General features: G+C 36.1%; 20 protein-coding genes and 1 riboswitch. All 20 genes read left to right on the forward strand.

Annotated features, from left to right (window positions below):
- Positions 1-5 precede the first annotated feature (5 nt).
- On the forward strand, positions 6-344 hold the full coding sequence (gene comGC / locus MHI34_RS15755; protein WP_036120220.1) for a competence type IV pilus major pilin ComGC: 339 nt from the start codon (positions 6-8) through the stop codon (positions 342-344).
- Positions 313-780 carry a competence type IV pilus minor pilin ComGD gene (gene comGD, locus MHI34_RS15760; RefSeq protein WP_051891606.1) on the forward strand — a complete coding sequence of 156 codons (468 nt, stop codon included), beginning with the start codon at positions 313-315 and terminating at the stop codon, positions 778-780. The genes comGC and comGD overlap by 32 nt, the downstream gene beginning before the upstream one ends.
- Positions 773-1,090: a type II secretion system protein gene (locus MHI34_RS15765; RefSeq protein WP_141905510.1), complete on the forward strand. Its 318-nt coding sequence runs from the start codon at positions 773-775 to the stop codon at positions 1,088-1,090. Before comGD ends, MHI34_RS15765 begins: the two co-directional genes overlap by 8 nt.
- Positions 1,083-1,508 (forward strand): competence type IV pilus minor pilin ComGF, encoded by a 426-nt coding sequence (gene comGF / locus MHI34_RS15770; RefSeq protein WP_330493181.1) that lies wholly within the window; start codon positions 1,083-1,085, stop codon positions 1,506-1,508. The genes MHI34_RS15765 and comGF overlap by 8 nt, the downstream gene beginning before the upstream one ends.
- Positions 1,509-1,706: 198 nt before the next feature.
- On the forward strand, positions 1,707-2,222 hold the full coding sequence (locus MHI34_RS15775) for a shikimate kinase (RefSeq protein WP_036120210.1): 516 nt from the start codon (positions 1,707-1,709) through the stop codon (positions 2,220-2,222).
- Positions 2,223-2,366: 144 nt separating this feature from the next.
- A riboswitch (glycine riboswitch) is annotated at positions 2,367-2,459 on the forward strand.
- Between the two features lie 261 nt (positions 2,460-2,720).
- Positions 2,721-3,824: a glycine cleavage system aminomethyltransferase GcvT gene (gcvT, locus tag MHI34_RS15780; RefSeq protein ID WP_141905508.1), complete on the forward strand. Its 1,104-nt coding sequence runs from the start codon at positions 2,721-2,723 to the stop codon at positions 3,822-3,824.
- A 25-nt stretch (positions 3,825-3,849) separates the two neighbouring features.
- Positions 3,850-5,196, forward strand: coding sequence for an aminomethyl-transferring glycine dehydrogenase subunit GcvPA (gene gcvPA, locus MHI34_RS15785; RefSeq protein ID WP_036120201.1), 1,347 nt, complete (start codon positions 3,850-3,852; stop codon positions 5,194-5,196).
- Entirely contained in the window at positions 5,189-6,652 is a 1,464-nt protein-coding gene (gene gcvPB, locus MHI34_RS15790) for an aminomethyl-transferring glycine dehydrogenase subunit GcvPB (protein WP_036120199.1), read from the forward strand. The genes gcvPA and gcvPB overlap by 8 nt, the downstream gene beginning before the upstream one ends.
- Before the next feature lie 136 nt (positions 6,653-6,788).
- Positions 6,789-7,697, forward strand: coding sequence for a serine/threonine-protein kinase (locus MHI34_RS15795; protein WP_342503636.1), 909 nt, complete (start codon positions 6,789-6,791; stop codon positions 7,695-7,697).
- Positions 7,698-8,250: 553 nt separating this feature from the next.
- On the forward strand, positions 8,251-10,419 hold the full coding sequence (locus MHI34_RS15800) for a hypothetical protein (RefSeq protein WP_036120196.1): 2,169 nt from the start codon (positions 8,251-8,253) through the stop codon (positions 10,417-10,419).
- A 231-nt stretch (positions 10,420-10,650) separates the two neighbouring features.
- Positions 10,651-11,076, forward strand: a complete 426-nt coding sequence (locus MHI34_RS15805; protein ID WP_036120193.1) for a hypothetical protein — start codon at positions 10,651-10,653, stop codon at positions 11,074-11,076.
- 89 nt (positions 11,077-11,165) lie between these two features.
- Complete coding sequence (locus MHI34_RS15810; protein ID WP_342503637.1) at positions 11,166-11,600, forward strand: DnaJ domain-containing protein; 435 nt, start codon at positions 11,166-11,168, stop codon at positions 11,598-11,600.
- A 30-nt stretch (positions 11,601-11,630) separates the two neighbouring features.
- Positions 11,631-12,206 carry an FHA domain-containing protein gene (locus MHI34_RS15815; RefSeq protein ID WP_058844136.1) on the forward strand — a complete coding sequence of 192 codons (576 nt, stop codon included), beginning with the start codon at positions 11,631-11,633 and terminating at the stop codon, positions 12,204-12,206.
- A gap of 36 nt (positions 12,207-12,242) precedes the next feature.
- Entirely contained in the window at positions 12,243-12,770 is a 528-nt protein-coding gene (locus MHI34_RS15820; protein ID WP_036120184.1) for an FHA domain-containing protein, read from the forward strand.
- Between the two features lie 6 nt (positions 12,771-12,776).
- A complete protein-coding gene (locus MHI34_RS15825; protein WP_036120181.1) occupies positions 12,777-13,616 on the forward strand; it encodes a protein phosphatase 2C domain-containing protein in 840 nt (279 codons plus the stop codon).
- A gap of 32 nt (positions 13,617-13,648) precedes the next feature.
- Entirely contained in the window at positions 13,649-15,259 is a 1,611-nt protein-coding gene (locus MHI34_RS15830; RefSeq protein ID WP_342503638.1) for a serine/threonine protein phosphatase, read from the forward strand.
- Positions 15,260-15,295: 36 nt separating this feature from the next.
- A complete protein-coding gene (locus MHI34_RS15835) occupies positions 15,296-16,567 on the forward strand; it encodes a normocyte-binding protein (RefSeq protein WP_342503639.1) in 1,272 nt (423 codons plus the stop codon).
- On the forward strand, positions 16,558-17,253 hold the full coding sequence (locus tag MHI34_RS15840) for an iron-dependent peroxidase (protein WP_342503640.1): 696 nt from the start codon (positions 16,558-16,560) through the stop codon (positions 17,251-17,253). The genes MHI34_RS15835 and MHI34_RS15840 overlap by 10 nt, the downstream gene beginning before the upstream one ends.
- A gap of 80 nt (positions 17,254-17,333) precedes the next feature.
- A complete protein-coding gene (locus MHI34_RS15845) occupies positions 17,334-19,922 on the forward strand; it encodes a molecular chaperone (RefSeq protein WP_342504475.1) in 2,589 nt (862 codons plus the stop codon).
- Between the two features lie 38 nt (positions 19,923-19,960).
- Positions 19,961-20,734 carry a DNA and RNA helicase gene (locus tag MHI34_RS15850; RefSeq protein WP_342503641.1) on the forward strand — a complete coding sequence of 258 codons (774 nt, stop codon included), beginning with the start codon at positions 19,961-19,963 and terminating at the stop codon, positions 20,732-20,734.
- Positions 20,735-20,740: the final 6 nt, after the last annotated feature.

Below are 20,740 nucleotides of genomic sequence, written 5' to 3' on the forward strand. Positions count from 1 at the left end.
AAAAGGTGAAACGTATCAACGAACAAGCAGGGTTCACTTTAATCGAGATGCTAATTGTTTTATTAATCATTTCAATCCTTATTTTAATTACGATTCCAAATGTTACGAAGCATTTTGCTACCATTGATGAGAAGGGCTGTAAGGCTTATATATCTATGGTACAAGGGCAGGTCGAGGCCTATCGAGTAGATTTTATGACCTATCCAACATTAGATGATCTAGTGATGAAAGGCTATTTAAAAGAACATGAAACGACTTGCCCAAATAAAGCCGAAATAGTCATCACGAATGAGGGAGAGGTACGACTAGCCAATGCAGATTTGGAAACAGGGTCAAATAGCTGATGAACATAATAAAAATGGTGGTTTTACAATTCTTGAAATACTGATTGTTTTGTTTCTTGTTATGAGTTTAACAGCGATTGTTAGTAAATTTTCATTCAAAATAGCAGAAGCAAAGGAATTGGAACGATTTTTTACGCAAATGCAACTAGATATTCAGTATATTCAAACCTATAGCATGAATGAACGGCAATATATAGCAATGAAAATAATAAGTCCCAGTAATCGTTATGTTATTCAAAAAGATTTTTATACCATTTTATATGAACGTCCTTTTCCAAAAGGAGTGGAGTTTTTGAACGCAGAAAGTTCTATTCATACACTTAGTTATAATACTAAAGGAAATGTTATGTCAGCTGGAACCATTGCCTTTAAAACCCCTCAAGGAAAGAAAAAGGTCGTTATTACATTAGGACGAGGGAGAGCTAGAGTTGAATGAGTCAGGCTATTCTTTTGTAGAAACCATTTTAGCTATGGGGATTTTAACAATATTGTGTATGTCGTTAATACCGTTTACCTATACAATGAAGACGAATCTTACAAATAAAAAACTAGAACTCATCGCAGCTGAAACTGCCTATGAAGGTTTAAAGCAATATCAGGCAGTACAGCAAACAGAAGGCTCTAGGACCATTGAACAAGTAGAGTATCATTGGGAATTTGATGGACAACAAATTTGTGTCCGTTTTCAAAACATGCGTGAACTGCGCCAAAAATGTATACAAGATACAGGTGAAGTCCGTGAATGACAAAGGCTATACATTAATAGAAGCCATATTTCAATTGGTTGTTTTTGTGCTTGTATCTCATCTTTTTGTTCTTATTATGCTGTGGTTTGCTGAAATGAAATCAACCATGCTAACAGATGAACAAACAAAGTGGGAGCTATTTGTTTATGATGTAAATCATTCTCTACAGAATGTCTCTGCGTTTGCTATTCGGGAAGATCGAAAAAGAGTGAGCTTTCAAACTGCAAATACAATCCATCACATTGATTGCTATCCTAATATTATTCGTGAGCAAATAAATGGTGGACATGTTCCCATGCTAATCGGAATTAATAAATGCCAATTTAACTATACAGAAAACATGCTGACGGTAGCTGTCGAAATGACTAGCGGTATTCAAAAGGAGCGAAGCTTCTATGTGCCAATTATTGAAAAATGACAGAGGGGCTATTTTTTTGATCGCAATTGCATTATTATTTTTTGTAACTACTTTTGTTCTTGCGTATTGTATGTCTTATGAAATGCAGTTTCGAACATATGATGGGCTAGAAAAATTAAATGTTCAAACTACGATAAATTTATTAGGACAAATTTTGTCAGACAGTGTAGAATCGTAGTTATAAGAAGGTGATCCGAATTGCGAAAAATATATTTAGTTGGCTTTATGGGCAGTGGGAAAAGTGCGTTAGGAAGACGTTTAAGTTATTTATTAAAGATGCCATATTATGATATGGATCGTGAGATTGTGCGCCAGCAGGGAATGACAATTCCACAGATTTTTGAAAAATACGGAGAGGCCCATTTTCGAGAAATAGAAACAGAATTTTTGAAAAATTTCAGAGATGAGGCTTGTATTATTTCTACAGGTGGTGGCGTTGCCATTAATGCTGAGAATCGAAAAATTATGAGACGTAGTGGATTAGTGTTTTTTTTAGATGCGTCTTTTGAAGATATTTATAAACGAATACAGCATGATCCAAACAGACCCATTGTACAGAGCTCTACAAAGGAAGAGCTAGAAAGCCTGTATCATTACAGAAGGAAGTTTTACCGTGAGGTAGGACATATCCAAGTATTGACAGAAGGTAGAACTATCCGTCATATTCTAGAGTATTTAGTATTTCAAGTGAAAAGATTGAAAAACGAACGATGATTGTGTTATTGATAAATTATGTTCGTGTTTTATTATCTTTTAAAAAATGATTGCCTTTTCAATGCATTTAATGTTAGGATATAGACAAATAAGTAACTAAATGTTCATTGACTACTAAATAGTACCAAGAACTATCTTGGGCGGATGATTGTGCGGGGAGAGCGCGTGTAGACGCCACCGAAGGAGCAAGTAGTAAATGGCTATGAATCTCTCAGGTAAAAGGACTCGTACAAGACGCAACTCTGGAGAGAGCTGTAGTATAACAATAACAGCCACCAAAGGGGAAAGCCGGCTGATTGGCAGTGTGAAAACTTGCGAGCCAGTCTGGTGTAACTTTCAGGTGCAAGGACAGAGAATCCCGAAAAGGGGTTCGTCTGTCTTTTTTTATGTCCACAGGTGCTTTAAAGATTGGAAACGATACGCACTGACTGTATTAATACAAAAGCAGACGAACTACTACCAGTAAAAATGTAACGAACAATAAGGGGGCAAAAAAGAATGACGAATGAATTAAAACGTACACCTCTATTTGAAGAATACGCGAAATACGGTGCAAAAACAGTAGACTTCGGTGGCTGGGAACTACCTGTTCAATTTACTTCCATTAAAGAAGAACATGATGCAGTGCGTCATCGTGCAGGCTTATTTGATGTATCACATATGGGAGAAATTTTAGTAACAGGTCCTGATGCATTAGGTTTTTTACAAAATCTTTTATCAAATGATGTATCTAAAATTGTTAATGGCCAAGCGCAATACACAGCCATGTGTTATGAAGATGGAGGCGTTGTTGACGATTTATTAACGTATAAATTAGCTGATAATCACTATTTATTATGTGTCAATGCAGCCAATATTGAAAAAGACTATGATTGGATGATGGAAAATCAACATCAATATGATGTGACGATTGATAACCAGTCCGATGCTTATGCACAAATTGCTCTTCAAGGACCATTAGCAGAGGAAGTTCTTCAATCCCTTACTTCGACTGATGTTCGTGCCATTAAATTTTTCCGCTTCCAAGAGGGCGTTGAAGTTGCGGGTCATCAAGTATTAGTTTCTCGTAGTGGCTATACAGGAGAAGATGGCTTTGAACTTTACGGTGCTCCAGAAGATATTAAAGCACTATGGGGTAAAATTTTAGATGCTGGTCATGATAAAGGCGTAGTACCGGCAGGTTTAGGATGCCGCGATACACTACGTTTTGAAGCAGGGCTACCATTATACGGTCAAGAGCTATCGGCAACAATTTCTCCACTTGAGGCTGGGATTGGCTTTGCTGTGAAATTAAATAAAGAAGACTTCATTGGTCATGAAGCATTAGTAGCGCAGAAGGAAAATGGTCTTACACGCAAATTGGTAGGCATTGAAATGATTGATAAAGGCATTCCACGTCATGGCTACAAAGTGTTCAAGGACGGTAAGGAAATCGGTGAAGTGACAACGGGTACACAGCTTCCTTCATCTAAACGTAATGTTGGTCACGCTTTAATTGACAGTCAATTCGCAACAATCGGAACTGAGCTAGAAATCGAAATTCGTGGGAAACACTTAAAGGTAATAACAGTAGAAACACCGTTTTACAAGCGTTCAAAATAATAGTTGAAAAGAGGGACCTACATTTATGAAACATCGTTATTTACCAATGACGGAGCAAGATCAAAAAGAAATGTTAGACGTAATCGGTGTATCCTCAGTTGATGAATTATTCGGGGATATTCCTGAGAAAGTCCGTTTTAAAGGCCTTTATGATATTAAGGAAGCAAAATCAGAATCTGCTTTATTAAAAGAATTAACAGCACTCTCTGCAAAAAATAAGGACACAAATGCTAATGTATCGTTTTTAGGTGCAGGTGTTTACAATCACTATAAACCAGTAATCGTGGACCATGTCATTTCTCGTTCAGAGTTCTATACAGCGTACACACCTTATCAACCAGAGATTTCACAAGGTGAGCTACAAGCAATCTTTGAATTCCAAACGATGATTGCCGAGCTAACTGGCATGGATCTTGCAAACTCTTCTATGTATGACGGTGGTACAGCATTAGCAGAAGCAGGTATGCTAGCAGCAGGTCATACGCGTCGTAAGAAAATATTAGTGTCTGAAGCAGTGCACCCAGAATATCGCGATGTTGTTGCTACATATGCCTATGGTCAATCCATTGAAATCGTGACAATCCCACAAAAAGATGGTGTGACAGATGTCGAAGCATTAAAAGAGTTAATCGATGACAACACAGCAGCTGTTATTGCTCAATATCCAAACTTCTTCGGTCAAGTGGAGGATATTCAAGTTATTAGTGATATTGCACATGAAGCGAAAAGCTTATTTGTTGTTTCTTCTAACCCACTTTCATTAGGCATTTTAACGCCTCCTGGTAAGCTAGGTGCTGATATTTGTGTAGGGGATGCGCAAGTATTCGGTATCTCTGAAGCATTTGGTGGGCCACACTGTGGTTTCTTTGCAGTGACAACGAAATTAATGCGTAAAGTACCAGGTCGTCTTGTTGGTGAAACAGTGGATGGTGAAGGGCGCCGTGGTTATGTATTAACATTACAAGCACGTGAACAACATATCCGTCGTGATAAAGCAACATCTAATATTTGTTCGAACCAAGCACTTTTAGCACTTGCTGCATCTGTAGCGATGACAGCTTTAGGTAAACAAGGTATTCGTGAAATGGCTACGCAAAATATTGCCAAAACACGTTATGCAAAAAATGCCTTTGAAGCAGCTGGCTTTACAGTAGCATTCCAAGGTGCACACTTTAACGAGATCGTTGTGAAAACGAATAAATGTGTGAAGGAAATCAATAAAGGCTTAATCGAAAAGGGTATAATCGGTGGATATCCTCTAGGGCAAAATTATGACTCTCTGAAAAATCATGTGCTTATTGCAGTAACTGAATTACGCACAAAAGAAGAAATTGATGCACTTGTTGCAGAAATGGGGGCTCTTAATGCATAACGAAAATCAATCACTCATTTTTGAAATTTCAAAAGAAGGTCGCGTTGGCTATAGCTTAGAAGCACTTGATGTACCTGAAGTAGACCTAGCAGATTTACTGCCTGCAAGCTTAGTTCGTACGGAAGCTGCAGAGTTACCTGAAGTGTCTGAGCTTGATATTATGCGTCATTACACAGCACTTTCTCGTAGAAACCATGGGGTAGACTCTGGCTTCTATCCACTCGGCTCTTGTACGATGAAATATAATCCAAAAATTAATGAAGCAGTTGCACGTCTTTCAGGCTTCGCGAATGTTCACCCATTACAGGATGAATCGACAGTACAAGGTGCGATGGAGCTTCTCTATGATTTACAAACTTCTTTAGTAGAAATTACAGGAATGGATGAAGTAACATTACAACCAGCAGCAGGTGCCCATGGTGAATGGACAGCATTAATGATGATTCGCGCATTCCATGAGGCAAATGGTGAAGGTCACCGTAACAAAGTTATTGTTCCTGACTCAGCTCACGGTACAAATCCAGCCTCAGCAACAGTAGCAGGCTTTGAAACAATCACTGTGAAATCCGATGAAAATGGCTTGGTTGATATCGAAGACCTTCGTAAAGTCGTTGGTGCTGATACAGCTGCATTAATGCTAACAAACCCGAATACACTCGGTCTATTTGAAGAAAACATTATCGAAATGGCGGAGCTTATTCACTCTGTAGGCGGGAAAGTTTACTATGATGGCGCGAACTTAAATGCCGTTATGAGTAAAGCACGTCCTGGCGATATGGGCTTTGACTGCGTGCATTTAAACTTGCATAAAACATTTACAGGCCCACATGGTGGCGGTGGTCCAGGTTCTGGTCCAGTAGGCGTAAAAGCAGATTTAATTCCATTCCTACCAAAACCAGTACTAGTGAGAACAGAAGAAGGCACATACCACTTCGACTACGATCGTCCACAATCAATTGGACGTGTAAAACCTTACTTTGGTAACTTTGGTATCAATGTTCGTGCTTATACGTACATTCGTACAATGGGTCCAGATGGCTTAAAAGCTGTTACAGAATACGCTGTATTAAACGCAAACTATATGATGCGTCGTTTAGAGCCATTCTTTGATTTACCATATAACCGTCACTGCAAACATGAATTTGTCTTATCAGGTCGTCGTCAAAAGAAATTGGGCGTTCGCACATTAGATATTGCAAAACGTCTGTTAGACTTTGGCTACCATCCACCAACAACCTACTTCCCATTAAACGTGGAAGAGGCATTAATGATCGAGCCAACAGAAACAGAATCAAAAGAAACATTAGATGCATTCTGTGATGTGATGATTCAAATTGCGAAAGAAGCAGAAGAAAATCCATCTATCGTGCAAGAAGCACCACATACAACTGTCGTATCTCGTCTTGATGAAACACGCGCTGCTCGTACACCAGTGCTGCGCTATCAAAAAGCATAATCCACAAAAAACCGTTCACTTCATATTGAACGGTTTTTTGTTTGCGCACTTTAGGCTAGTACAAACTATACATAAAAATATAGTAATTGATATAATTACATTAATTTGTATATTCGATTTTTGAAGGGAGATTAAAATGCAGGCAGCAATATTTGAATTGAGCTTACCAATAAACAGTCTATTACATAATACATATAAAATAACGCAAGTTCTTGCCACTAGTAAATTATCCTTTGTGTATATGTCTGAACATATAAATACTGGAGAGCAACTAATCATTAAGGAATTTTTCCCAATGGAAATAGCGTTACGAGATTTGGATAACAAATCAGTAATCAATCGTGTACCCTCAACAAAGGAAAAATTTCAGGAATTAAAGGAAAGATTTCTAAGTGAAGCATTCATGATCCAACAATTGAACCATCAAAATATTGTTAAGTATAGACATCATTTTACTGAAAACGGTTCTATATATATGATTACAGATTATTATGAAGGGATATTACTGGACCAATATATACATAAATATGCTATTCACGAAAGGCATCATCTATATGAAGAAGTATTCCTTCCCTTAATTGATGCCATCTCGTATTTACATAGTAAAGGCATTATTCATCGGGATATAAAGCCGAATAATATTATAATTGATACGCAAGGGAAACCTTGCTTATTAGATTTCGGTTCAGCAATTTATTATAAAACGGTGGAAAAATATCCAATATTTACTACACCGGGATACTCACCTATTGAGCAGTATTCCGTTAAAGGAGAGCAAGGCATTTATACAGATATTTATAGTTTGATGGCAACTTTATACTTCGCATTAACAAACGAAGTCCCACTAGATGTTTCACAAAGAGTAATCGAGGATAAACTTGCAAATGTGAGAAAATATAATAGAAAAGTGAGCATTCCTATGGCATTGACTATTTTATGGGGCTTGCAAGTGCAGCATAAAAAAAGATGTTCTTCCCTTTCTTTTATTAAATACATGATTATTTTGGAAAGAAAATTCAAATGTATAAAGAACTATTTTAAATAAATTAATTCTAAAAGACCAAAATTACTATATTTTTAATACTTTTTACTCATTTTAGTCTTAAAAGTATGATATTCAAAAGAACAACTTAGGGCCTAATAGCAATCGGACCTTTAGTTGTTTTTTTTATAAAAAAATAGGATTTATCCACTATTCCCCTAAAAAATATCATAATTATTACCATGTAATATTTTTAATAAACTGTCCTTAAAATGTTTTTGCTTACAATATATTCTATAGAAAATATTGACATTGATTTTAGGTATTGTATAGTTACTTTTGTGATACATAAAACCATTAGTGAATTTTGTATAAAAAATGCATAAAGTTGAATTAGAGCTTCTCGTACATAGTTCAGTACATTATTGTTTTTATTGTAAAATTTTATCTTAAATGTATATATCGACTTAATTTAAGTGTCTAAATGTTCTTTTAAGATGCTCGATTCAAGTAGTTATACAATTCTAATTCTGTATTTTTTACGCACTAATGTTTATGCTTACTCGAAATTCGTTATCTAAAGGAGGGATGGCTGTAGTAATATACAGCCAAATGAATGGAGATTATTAGTCAAACGAACAGAACAATGCTCTTTGAAGAAATAAACCCAGAGAAATTGGATTTAATTACGCTTGTTGGCGATGTAAAAGGAATCGACAGTCTAAGTGATGAAAAGATCAAAGAAATTAGTCAACATCTTCTTGTAAAAAGCTTCGACGAATTTTTAGATAAGTTTTCACCTACTGTGTATTCATTTTATAACGCGGCAAATCAAAAGGTTATGTATACCTTGAAAAAGCCTGAAGGAATTCAAGATGATTGTATATCTGAAATAGCAATCGACCAAAATAACGATTTTTTAAAGATGCTATTTACGCTCATTGATACAAAAAGAAGTCAGGGCATCACGAATGTAGATTTTAAATTTGAAAATTTACTAGACATGATTTCTCCTAAAAAAGTCATGGATGATATTCGCCAAGTTCGTAAGGAAATTCATTACCTATACAGTGAGTATGACAAGCTGGATGAGGGAGATCCGAAAAAATTAGATACTGGTGACAAGCTAAATCTTATGTTTGAAGTAGCTAGTAGAAACTACAACAATGTAATGGCGATGCTGCCTTTAGCAATTGAAGATATTAAAACAAGATTATTATTAGGTGCTAGTCAAGATGAGGATGAGTCCGAAAAATTACAAATAGGTACGCTTACTATTGGTGATAATGGCGAATTGAAAATTATTGAGGCACCTCAAACGAATAGTTCAGAACTGATGGTCATTGAAGAAAATAGTAATTACGGCTTGAGTACAGTTTTCGAAGAAGACTATGAGGCTATTACAGAATCGCCGTCTTCCTATGTAAAAGATTTAGTTGTGAGAACGTTCTCACCTCTACCAGCTGTAAAAGCCGAATTTGATGTTGAAACAGAAGTTCAAAATTACAATACATACCTAGAGTTCTATAAGGATGCAAAGGATGAATTTGTAAAAACGGTCAAGCCTTTAGTCGAAAAGCTATTAGGTGTCAAAATGTACTTCGATCAATATGCTACGAAAAATAAAGGTATGCAGCCGTCATTATTAGTGACAAACACGAAGCTCGATATGCTTGTGAAAAGTAATAATCTACCAAGATTACGCACGTATTTAAATACGGTTAACGCTAAAAATGATTTTACAGATACTGTATGGTATGGCATTGTACCTGCTCTAGAATTAGAATCTTCTGGAAAAATGAAAGTTAGCCGATCAAGATTCAAAGGGAATGAAAAGGTTACAAAGCAAGAGGGTAACACAATGGAATCTTTATCAATCCTCTTAGATACGGTAAAAGATTACAAGGTTCAAATTTTCTTTAACTTTATGGCTGAAGAAGAAACTACCTTCAACGGCATCGCAACTGCTGGGATTGATCGCCTGATCGATAAATGCTCGGTTCTTGTCAGAAAAGAATTTAGTGAGTTCGCGATACCATGCCTACCAAACTTTACGATTATTCCAAAAGATAAATCAGGCGTAGTTATTGATACGAGAATGCATACTACCGAAAATGGAGCTCGTCTATCGAAAGAAAAGGAAGATATTTTAAAGCTTTGGATAGAAGGCGTTTATGTAGGTGCTAGCTATGTAGCAGCAGGTATCGTTTCCGCCTACCAATGCCCAGAGTATTTAAAGGAATCATTTAAAAATGTAAAACGTAATTACCCTGGAGTTCGATTTGATATTGAAGCCGGAGACAACTCACTTAGGGCTGTAACTACGATGGCGAAGGAAATTTCAGGTTTTACGAATAATATTAAAGACGCTATTAACAGCAGAAGCTTCGGTTTTGTATTCTCTTCCGAAAATGCCCAACTACAGGATAAAGATATTAGACGTATTACTGTTTATAAAGCAAGAAGTCTAGCAATGGAAGAAGATGGATTCGATTCAATCTATAAAACGCAAGTTAGTACGTATATTGAAAGAATACTTCGATTCCAATCTGGTGACTTTAAGCACGAGAATATCGTTCGCTTCTTTAGTAATAATCCAAGTAGTCAAAAAAGTAAGTGGCTGAATGATAAAGGTCATGTAAACTCTATCATTCATGACGGAGATGATATTGGCTACATCATTGATGAGAAAACAAGCTTATGTCAGATCGATCTTGTATTTAACGGTAATGTTAAAAATCTTGAGGTCACGATTACTAAAGGGACAAGTGCTGTTAAAGCCTAACAATTTATTTATCACCATTTTCAATTATTTAAGTAGGGTGTTTAAGATTTATCATTCATAAATCTTTTAACATAAATATGAATCGAACGACTAATTGCTAAAATGAAAAATATTACATATTTCATCGTGTCGGTATGAAACATGGCCCTGTGAAATGAATAGCTGTACTTAAATTTATTTCATTAGAACAGTCAGAAGTTACGATTCAACAAAATTTAGGAGGTACTAAAAATGGGTTTTGTATTAAAAGTAGAAGGATCAGAAGCAATTGAATTAGGGTTAGAAAGCATCATGACTGTCGAATATGAGACAGATACACCGAATGATTCTAACGCGCGCTCTACAGATGTTGGGGCAACTTTAAAAGTAAAAGGTAAAATTTTAACTGCCACTGATGGTGATAATTCTGATGATACGATGAAATTAGGATTATGGTCATTAGTACCAGCTGAAAAAGCTGATTGCTACCGCAAAGTGACACTTGAAGTGATCTCAGCTGATCAAGTAGTAAGAAAAATTCATTTCCCAAATGCTTTCGTTGTGGACTATACAGAAAGATATGGTGACACGGAAGGTATTGGTGAGTTCTTCTTATTTATTAAGCAAAAGAAAGACAAAACAGAATTGGCAAAAATCGAAGGCGGCTACGCTGTCTAAGATTGCAGCACGATAAAACACTACTATATCTAAGGAACTTTTATAGTTCCTTAGATTATTTTTAATAATCCTAAATTGGGGTTGAAAACATGAAAACGCATTATGAAACATTGGGTATAGACCGAAATGCAACACAAGAGCAAATAAAATTAGCTTATCGAAAGCTTTCCAAAAAGCATCACCCTGATGTGAGTGGTGGAAATCAAGAGTCAGAGAAAATTTTTTTAGAGGTTCAAGAGGCATATAAGGTGCTTAAGGATCCAGCGCTGAAAGAGACTTACGATGCCCGTCTCGATGGCAAAGGTACCAGCTGGCAAAATGAACAACAAAATGAAAAGCATTCAAACGGACATCAGTCTACAGAGAAAAAGCCAGATTTTAATATAAATAATATTGAAAAAAACTTTGAACATTTCTTTGGCTTCAATCCTAAAACAAAGGAGATGTCCTCAACGCTTCATAAAAAAACGAAGAAAAATCCATTGGATACAACGGATTTATTTGAACGTTTTTTTAATAAATAAGCTATGGCAAAAAGAGAGGAGTGTGATTATATGTATGAGCCATTTTCAGCTGATGCTTACAGTGGAAATACACGAAAAAAAATGTTTATAAAAATTATCGATATCATTATTGTCACAATCGCCTTCTTTTTCATTTTATATGTTTTTGTGATGAATCAGGATGTCCTTTTGAAATTCGTTATTGGGACGGTAATAGTCATACTCGCCATTATATACGTATCGCTTAAATACGAAGCCAAGGCAATCACTCAAGTGATGGCTAAGAAGGACATTTCTAAGCTTGTTCTTCTTAATGAACGTGGAGTAGAAATAGATGAATGGGAACTTGGCGATCAAATTTCATTGCTTATTGGAAAAAGTTCAGCTGAACACAAGGCGGATATTGATTTAAGTGGAACAGAGTATGAATCTCTTGTGAATTATGAGCATGCTGTACTAAATTGTGTAGCTGGAATTTGGTATTTAGAGGATATAGATTCGGTTAATGGTGTTGGCTTAAAAAAAGCTAATAAGCGCGTAAAAAATAGATTAAAACATGAGATTCCTTACCCATTAGGTAATGGAGACACAATATACATAGCGAATACGCGAATTTTGGTTAAATAGAGAAAAAAATTCGTAACAAAGATGGGGGATATCGAAATGAGTTTGATTAGATGTACAAATGGTCATATGTTTAGTTCAAGGAGACATCGCAATATTTGTCCTTACTGTAACGTGATGGTAGAACAGGAGCAAAGACAAAATAGTCCTTCCTCACCTGTCATTGAAGCAGATGATAAAACATTGCCTTACTTAGGAGAAATGGATGGGATAGATCCTGTAACAGGATGGTTAGTTTGTATTGAAGGGCCGCAAATGGGTAGAGATTATCGTATCTTATCTGAAAAGAATTTTATAGGTAGAGCAGAAGATATGCATATCCGCATTGCAGGGGACAATTCCATCTCTAAGCGAAATCATGCAGTCATTGTGTATGATCCTAAAAAACGTAATTTTTACTTACTGCCAGGAGATGCATCAGGATTAGCCTATCTAAATAATGAGGCCGTTTATACACCAACGGAATTAGCAGCCTATGATGTGATACAGCTAGGGAGAAGTATATTTTTATTTATTCCACTTTGTGGTGTTCACTTTGAATGGGAAAACAATCAAAGTGAGGAATGATGACATATGGACCAAAAGTTATTGCCGTACATAATTACCTTAATCTTTATCATTGTCCTTATCTTGTTACTGCTAATAAGAAGTATACTTGCTCAAAAAATGGATAAAGGGAAAATTTATATTGGAAATGGTCAAACAATCGGAAGACGTGATGAGCAGGATGATTATTTCTCAACTGCCGAAACGACATATGGCACAATCGCGGTGCTTGCAGATGGAATTAGCGGCTTAGCCAATGGTCGGATGGCTAGCACGATCGCAGTGACAACCTTCATAGAAGAATTTAAAAAGCTTAGTAGCTTAAATAATCTACAAAACTTTTTTAAGGAAGCTGCTATAGCAAGCAATCATATGATTGTGGAAAACTTAAATGGCTCCAATGGAGGAACAACATTAGTCACGGCCGTTATTGATAGTGAAGGCTATCTTCATTGGGGGGCAGTAGGGGATAGTGTTCTCACGATCTTTAGAAATGGTGAATTTCTAAAGATTAACCAAAAACATATTTTTGAGTCAGTTTTAACCGAAAGATATATTTCAGGTGAAATTTCGCAACTTGAGGTTCAGGAAAATCCTCTAAAAAAGAGATTAATCAATTATTTAGGATATGCAGGCTTTAAAAATTTGGATACAGGAAATAATCCGATTCAGCTAAATAGAGGGGACAAGGTATGTCTTTTTAGTGATGGAATCTATGATGCTTTAACGGAGGTTGAAATGGAAAAAATTCTCTCTCAGCAAGCTCCACCCTATGATTTAGCACAAAGCATGATAAAAGCCGTTGAACAAAAACGCTTAAAAAATCAAGATAATGCTACCATCGTGATTTTAGAAAAAACTTGGTGACGATGAATAGGGAATAGAGAAGGAGGAGACGTATGAGAAAGGAAAATTGCGACTTTAAAACGGGCTTTTTATCTGAAGCAGGGTCCTTTCTGCAAAATAAAGACTATTTTGCCTATACAGAACTCGACGATGTAGCTTGTTGGGTAGCTGTCAAGGGCTTGGATGCAGATCAGGAAATTAGTAGTGCAGAGCTTGCCGTAAAGGCTATATTGGAAAAGTTTATGGAAAAGCCAGCTATGTCAAGGAGAGCTATCAATAAATACCTTAGACATGCACAAAATATACTACAAGCGCAAAGCTTACGAGTAAGATTAAAGGCTAGTATTGTCATAGTTGTTTCCGACTACTCAAAAATGATTGTTGGAGTAGCGGGGAATTCGCGACTGTATCACTTCCGAAACGGTACATTAACCTACAAAAGTACAGACCAAAGTTTAGCACAGGAAATAGTAAACAGTCAGAACCGTTCATTAGATATTAGCCAGCATGAAGAAAGAGGGAATTTGTTGAATTATCTAGGTAAACCAAACAAATTTCAACCCTTTGTGTCTAAAAAAATGAAGCTTACTGATGGTGATGTCCTATTACTTTGTACAGCTGGCTTTTGGGGAGATGTCAGTGAGATTGAGATGGCTGACGCTTTGGAAGGTGTCAAGGATTCTGAACAATATACAGATTTGTTGGAAGAAATATTGTTGAGTAGACAAAGAAAAGTTGTAGAAAATTATACGGTTGCTGCCATATTTGTGAACAAGGTGTATCAAGAAACGAACAAAAACAAGATGAAGTATATAAAAATGATTGCTGCTGCATTAGTTTTAGCCTTGGTTGTAGGTGGCGGCACGATTTTTTATCAAGTAAAACAAGCAAAAAAATTAGCAGAGTTAACAGTCGAGATGAAGGACCATGAAAAGAGTGGAAATGTTTACTTTCAAGACGGAAATTATGATGAAGCGTTACTTGCATATAGTGAGGGAAGAAATGCAGCAAAAAAATTAAAAGATCCTATACATAGAAATTTACTAGCTAGAAAATTAAGAGTGACACAACTAATTATCAATGGTGATAAATCAGCGGAAACTGGAAAATTTACAGAGGCATTAGAACATTATGAAAAAGCTAAAAAAGAGGGCAAACTCATTAATGGATTTGGTAAGGAAGAAGTAGAGCAAAGAATTGCCAACATGGATTCCGTTGTGGAGATTGTTGATGCTATAAAAGATGCAGATTTTCGTTTTGAGGCAGAGGACTACAATGGGGCTTTAGCCATTTATGAGAAAGCTAGAAAAAAAGCACTCGCCATTTCATTTACTGGAGAGACACAAATTAAAACAAAAATTGAAGATACAGAAGAAAAAATAAATGAATTGAAGAAGGTTCAAAAAGAATTAAAGGCAGAAGGGTTAGAAAAAAGTGGGGATCAGAGCTATGCCCGTCAGGAATACGTTCAAGCGATAGAGTCCTATACGCTTGCGCAGGAGATTTATCAAGAAACAGAATTACTGGCAAAAGTTCTTGGACTAGAGAGAAAGATTATGAATGCAAATGATAAATTAAACCCTGTTCCACAGGTTCAACCAGCAGATAATGCACTTCCTAATGAAGCAGAACCTCCAGTAGATGAAGTAACTGATGCCAGTTAGCATTCAAATCCTGAGTCATGAAAGAAGGAAAGTAAATTGTTAAAAGAGCTCATGTTTGAACGTTTACGAAAAATAGAAAATCTAGAGCAACGTCAATTACTAAAGGATATTGTAAGTGGCGTTTTTGTAAATCTAATTGATTATCAAGAAGATATGAACAAAAAGCTTGAAGAACGTATTTTTAATGAAATCGATGATTACGAGAATAGATATGACATTTACACAACGCTTAGTGCCCGAGAAGATGTCGACCCCATTCATGATTGTTTGTTTCCGATATGTCCAACAGATTTGGAAGAGACAAAAATAGACATGGAGAAGCTTCTTGAATCCATTAAAAATAATAAACCTGCCATACTCAAGACATTATTTTTAGAGTGTGATTCTATCGAAATACAGCATTTACTTGCACAGCAACGAATTTTCAATGGTCATCTTGCTACATCGCAGGGATTGGTCGAAATAAAGCTGAGTCTTACCAAAAATAATCGCTATTTGCAAAAAATTAAAGACCTTTATTCAATCTTCCAAAGAAATGGCCTACCTTGGAAAACAATCAATCATCCTTTTGTGAGTAAGTTCATTGATGTCATACTGATAGGCTGTCCACCATTAAATGAGGATGTAGAAATTTTCGAGGTTACGATTGATTTAGAGGAATATGAGCAGCAAAAACGATTGAATATGGTTCCGCTTTGGAATGTTCAGCGTCACGAGGTTAAGAATAGCGGTTTTCCATTTCCGGCCATCGATCGAATAAATTATGAGCATGTCTTATCGTTACGAAAAACAGGTACTCAACATGGTTATCTCATTGATGCGGAAGAAGACAATATTAGATATATAAAACGTTCAGATAGCGAATTAACCATTGTTTCACCTCAGGATCAATCAGGAGTATGGCAGCTACTTAAAGTTGCTAAAGTAGAAAAAGAACAAGTAGGTAAATTGACTTATGAACTAGTCTCGAATCGGCGAAATGAACACTTTATGCACAAGCTTTCTAGTAAATATAATGTCAATGTTTCAACAAAAGGAGAAATAATTAGACTGATAAACTCCTTTCAGGCAGCAGACAATCTTGAACTTTTGAGAATAGATATTTTGGAAGGGCATTTAGAGAATCGTCACTTCGTGCATCCATTTTTAAAAGACGCAACAGAAGATGCCAGTCATAAAAAGACGATGCTATTACAATTCCTATCAAAACAAGAGCGAGATTTTATGACGAATGATGTCTTAAGCTTTCTCCTTGCTGAAGTCCAAAGGCATTTCACTGAATATAAATGTGTAGGTAAATGGTTATGAACTATATTTGGGATTTACTTATACAAGCTGAAGAAGAGGGCTTTTTAACAAAGGATATTTACTTTCATCTTGCCAAAATCTATTCACCTTATATGGAACTTAGTCCACAACTATTAAATTCACAGGAAATAGAGCAACATGTGGAAGTAAACCCCTATTATCGGTACTTCGATATTTTTAAAGATCTCTTTCATCCTGATCATACGACTGATGAAGCATTTAGAGACGCTTTATTAGATATTACATTGCATTTTTTAGCTGAAATTGATCGAATGCAAGGCTTGAATAAAAAGGAATATTATATTCGCTTTATGCTGAGAGACATTGAAGCAAATGTATTTGGAAAACTGGTTCGCGATAAAATCAAATCTTTTTCAAAGAAAGAGCAAGAGATTATTGCGCTTAATATGCTCAGACTCTATCAAACAGGAGAAGCATTATATCTGATAAAGGACACGCTGAAAAATATATTTAGAAATTGTTTTATTTATGTGAAATCAGAGGAAAATGATGAATTACTGCTTTACATTCATCAAAAAAAGACAATAGAAAATATCAATAAAGTTCAGCTAATCCAAGAAATCTTTTTACCTATTGGCTTTCAGATGGAGGTTTACTGGCAATACCATTTTGGCATCATTGACGTAGAAGAGACGATGAAGCTAGATCGAATAGCTCTTTATTAAAAAGTGGGGAGGGGTATAAATTGACGACCAAATATTCATATAAGCTTTATGCGAATAAGCGTTTTACAGAAAAGAAATATATGACCTATACACGTGTAGAGTTGATGGAGATGACCACTTTTCAGCTTAGAAATATTTGTTATAAAGAAAAGCTCATAACAGGTTTAATTAATACGCTAACTAGGGACGAACTAATCGAGAAGATTTTAAGATACCGTGGAGCGGAAGAACATCTATTGATTAAAGAAAATCAAGATGGGGGCTTTGAGAGAGTCGAGGAGGCACTGCAAAAGTATTTAAAAACACCACTTTCAGATAATGGTGATATTAAAATACCTGCCAAAATGAATCTCTATAAAGGCATGAAAATAGATAAGCCAGATCAATACCTCATTGAAACAGGTGGCTTTCTTGTAGAATCCAATGTGCTACTAGTAAATGAGCATTTTGAGTTATGTGGCATTCTAAATATCGTAAAAGACGATGAAAAAGCGAATTGCTATTACTTAGTAGCAGATCAAGCGCTAGGGATACGCGAGACAAAGAATAAGAATTATAGCTTTATTTTTTTGCGAAAGCAAGACTCAGAGTACATCTATAAAACATATTATCAGGAGACGCCACTCCCACCAACAAATCTACATTACTACAAAGTGCCAATACCAGATTTAGAGATGAAACAGTTAGAGACAACCAATGCCATTCTTGCCATTGATTTTGGCACAACCAATACAACAGCTGGTGTATTTTTGGATAGCGATTATGTCTCATCACCTTGTAGCCATGATCTTTTAAATAAGAGAATTACACTCAATAGCATCAATTTTGTACAATTCCCAGACCCACTACACCAAAATGACTGGATTGAAGTTGTGCCTACAGTGGTTGCGGTTGCAGATTGCTCAAACGCTGATCACATAAACTATCATTTCGGCTATGAAGCCTTGAAGGTTATGAAAAAAAATAGCTATACATCATTAGCCACTAAATTTCAGGGCATCAAACGTTGGGTTAGTAATTATGCCAAATTGGAGGAAATAATGGATGCGAATGGGAATACAGCGGTTATCCCACGTAGTCAAATCCTAAGAGAATTTTTACTCTATATCATTCAAATGGCTGAGCATCAATTTAAATGTCGCTTTAAACATTTGCATATTTCAAGCCCTGTTAAGCTGAAAACTCAATTTTTAGATATGTTTCATGCCATTTTACCTGAATATCAAATTGAAATTGAGCATGCTCTCGATGAAGGAATGGCAGTGCTCTATAATACGATAGCCAATCAAATAGAGAATCAGAGCTTTATGGATGGCAAGGAATACAAGGCTCTAGTAATCGATTGTGGAGGGGGAACAACAGACCTCTCATCCTGTAAGTTTCGAATAGAGGACGGACATATTTCCTACAAAATTGATATTCATACAACCTATGAAAATGGGGATACCAATTTTGGTGGTAATAATATTACGTATCGAATTTTTCAATTTATGAAAATTGTCTTTGCGAATTATTATAGTCGTGGGAAAAATGCCTATGACATCGATGCGTTAATTGATATTCCAGGGAAGGATATTTATCGGTATGTGGATGATTATGGGGTCGAGGCGGTGTACAAGCAATTTGAAAAGGCATTTGAGGATGCTGAGTCTATTATCCCTACACGTTTTAAAGAATATGAAAATCATACGCGTGATGAGTATTTAAGGGTTCGTAATAATCATTATTTCTTATGGGAAATGGCCGAGGAAATGAAGAAAGAATTTTTCCGAAAAACCGGCATTCTTAGGAGTCGCTTTTACTCAGAAAGCGATATACAGCAAGATAGTGATTTGAATATCACAACGGTAGATCGTTGGTGTTTATCCCTATTAGAAAACCACCAATTTAAAGATGTTTATGACTATCCAAACGTTTATTTCAATATTAAAGAAATTAACCACCTAATCAAGGCGGATATTTATGATATTGTACGAGAGTTTTTAGAAGGTTTTTATGAAAGTGGCATGCTTGGGGAATATTCCATTATTAAGCTGACAGGACAATCCTGTAGAATTGACGCTTTTCGAGAGGCTTTAAAGGAATTTGTACCAGGTCGTAGCATTGAATTTAGACAAAAGGCTGAAAACGTTGGAAAAGTGCCAGAATTAAAGCTCGCTTGTTTAAGAGGCGCATTACGCTACTTAAATGCGAAAAAGATTGGCATGATCGAAACGGAAGTAACAAATGCTGCACCTATTGTACCGTATACGGTTAGTGCATTTACTCATAATCGTCAGGAAAAGCTTCTGATTAGTAGTCTAGAGAGACTGAATCAAATTCATGGAACTATCTCCCGTCCATGGGGCGTCACAGAGGTTGAATTTTTCCTAACTGGAAGCGATCCTCAAGCAGCATATAAGTATACTTATATTAATCGTCAAGAGGATTTTGTCCCTGTGCTATATGAAAGTATTGCATCGAATTATTTTGATAAAATTCCACAGGACGAAACAGATTCAATCGTCAATGGGGAGGTTAAATTCTTTGTCTTTGCAGGAGAGGATCATTGGGGCTTCCATGTCGTGCCAGTGGCTAGGAAAGAGGAGCAGCTAATGATCGGGAGCAAGGAATTCTTTGCCTTTGAAACAGATTTATCAGAGCTAGATTTCTTTGATGGATTAAAGTAAGTAGGCATCTGCCAAAAAATAAAAGAGGTGAGTGACAGATGTTTACCAATCAATATCCACATTTTCAAAAAGGCAGAATTTTAAAAAGAGAAATGCTGGAGAACTTGCGCGATTATCCAAGGGAATTTTTAGATTTATATTTCCAGGATTATTCAAATGGCATTATAGCAGGTGCCAATATTACGATTGCAGATACTATTATCCATATTACAAAAGGGATCGTTAAACATAATAATAGGCTTTATCTACTGCATAATAGCTATGAACTTCCATATGAGGCAACAGGGCAAGAAACCATTATAAAAATAAAGTTTGCTGAAGCAGTGAATAAATTAGATTTCACGGATTTTACAGCCACTATTTTTCTCGATGAGTCTCTGAATCTTGCCCTAGACGAATTAGAAATAGCCCGCTTTAAATTAAAGGCTGGAGCAAGGCTGCGATCCGAGCCAAATAATTTTTTAGATTTTGCCACGGAATACAATACAGTGAATTATCTGCACTGTCAGTATGCAGGTATACAAGAAAGCACATACCACCCTAAAGTTTTACAGTTTTACGCAAAGGAATTATTAAAAAATCGCCCAACCAATGTATATGATATTACCTTTGCTTTTGAGTGTTTGAATCAGGAGCGGGTACAGCGGGATGTCATTGAAATGTATATTTGCAATCGATTAGAGTTAGAATTTCAAGCGTTTTCCAATAGTCAAATTCATAAATATTTGTACCGTATATTATCTGAATCAAAGAACGGTGGTCGTCGAGGAGGACATAGTCCAGACCGACCAAAGCGTATGATAGTCGATTAACTAAAA

It is taken from the genome of Lysinibacillus sp. FSL L8-0126 (assembly GCF_038630385.1).
Taxonomy (GTDB): domain Bacteria; phylum Bacillota; class Bacilli; order Bacillales_A; family Planococcaceae; genus Lysinibacillus; species Lysinibacillus fusiformis_D.

Coding starts and splice junctions, on each gene's coding strand:
- comGD (WP_051891606.1), top strand. CDS start 313: ATGCAGATTTGGAAACAGGGTCAAATAGCTGATGAACATAATAAAAAT.
- gcvT (WP_141905508.1), top strand. CDS start 2,721: ATGACGAATGAATTAAAACGTACACCTCTATTTGAAGAATACGCGAAA.
- gcvPA (WP_036120201.1), top strand. CDS start 3,850: ATGAAACATCGTTATTTACCAATGACGGAGCAAGATCAAAAAGAAATG.
- gcvPB (WP_036120199.1), top strand. CDS start 5,189: ATGCATAACGAAAATCAATCACTCATTTTTGAAATTTCAAAAGAAGGT.
- MHI34_RS15795 (WP_342503636.1), top strand. CDS start 6,789: ATGCAGGCAGCAATATTTGAATTGAGCTTACCAATAAACAGTCTATTA.
- MHI34_RS15800 (WP_036120196.1), top strand. CDS start 8,251: ATGGAGATTATTAGTCAAACGAACAGAACAATGCTCTTTGAAGAAATA.
- MHI34_RS15805 (WP_036120193.1), top strand. CDS start 10,651: ATGGGTTTTGTATTAAAAGTAGAAGGATCAGAAGCAATTGAATTAGGG.
- MHI34_RS15810 (WP_342503637.1), top strand. CDS start 11,166: ATGAAAACGCATTATGAAACATTGGGTATAGACCGAAATGCAACACAA.
- MHI34_RS15815 (WP_058844136.1), top strand. CDS start 11,631: ATGTATGAGCCATTTTCAGCTGATGCTTACAGTGGAAATACACGAAAA.
- MHI34_RS15820 (WP_036120184.1), top strand. CDS start 12,243: ATGAGTTTGATTAGATGTACAAATGGTCATATGTTTAGTTCAAGGAGA.
- MHI34_RS15825 (WP_036120181.1), top strand. CDS start 12,777: ATGGACCAAAAGTTATTGCCGTACATAATTACCTTAATCTTTATCATT.
- MHI34_RS15830 (WP_342503638.1), top strand. CDS start 13,649: ATGAGAAAGGAAAATTGCGACTTTAAAACGGGCTTTTTATCTGAAGCA.
- MHI34_RS15840 (WP_342503640.1), top strand. CDS start 16,558: ATGGTTATGAACTATATTTGGGATTTACTTATACAAGCTGAAGAAGAG.
- MHI34_RS15845 (WP_342504475.1), top strand. CDS start 17,334: ATGACCTATACACGTGTAGAGTTGATGGAGATGACCACTTTTCAGCTT.
- MHI34_RS15850 (WP_342503641.1), top strand. CDS start 19,961: ATGTTTACCAATCAATATCCACATTTTCAAAAAGGCAGAATTTTAAAA.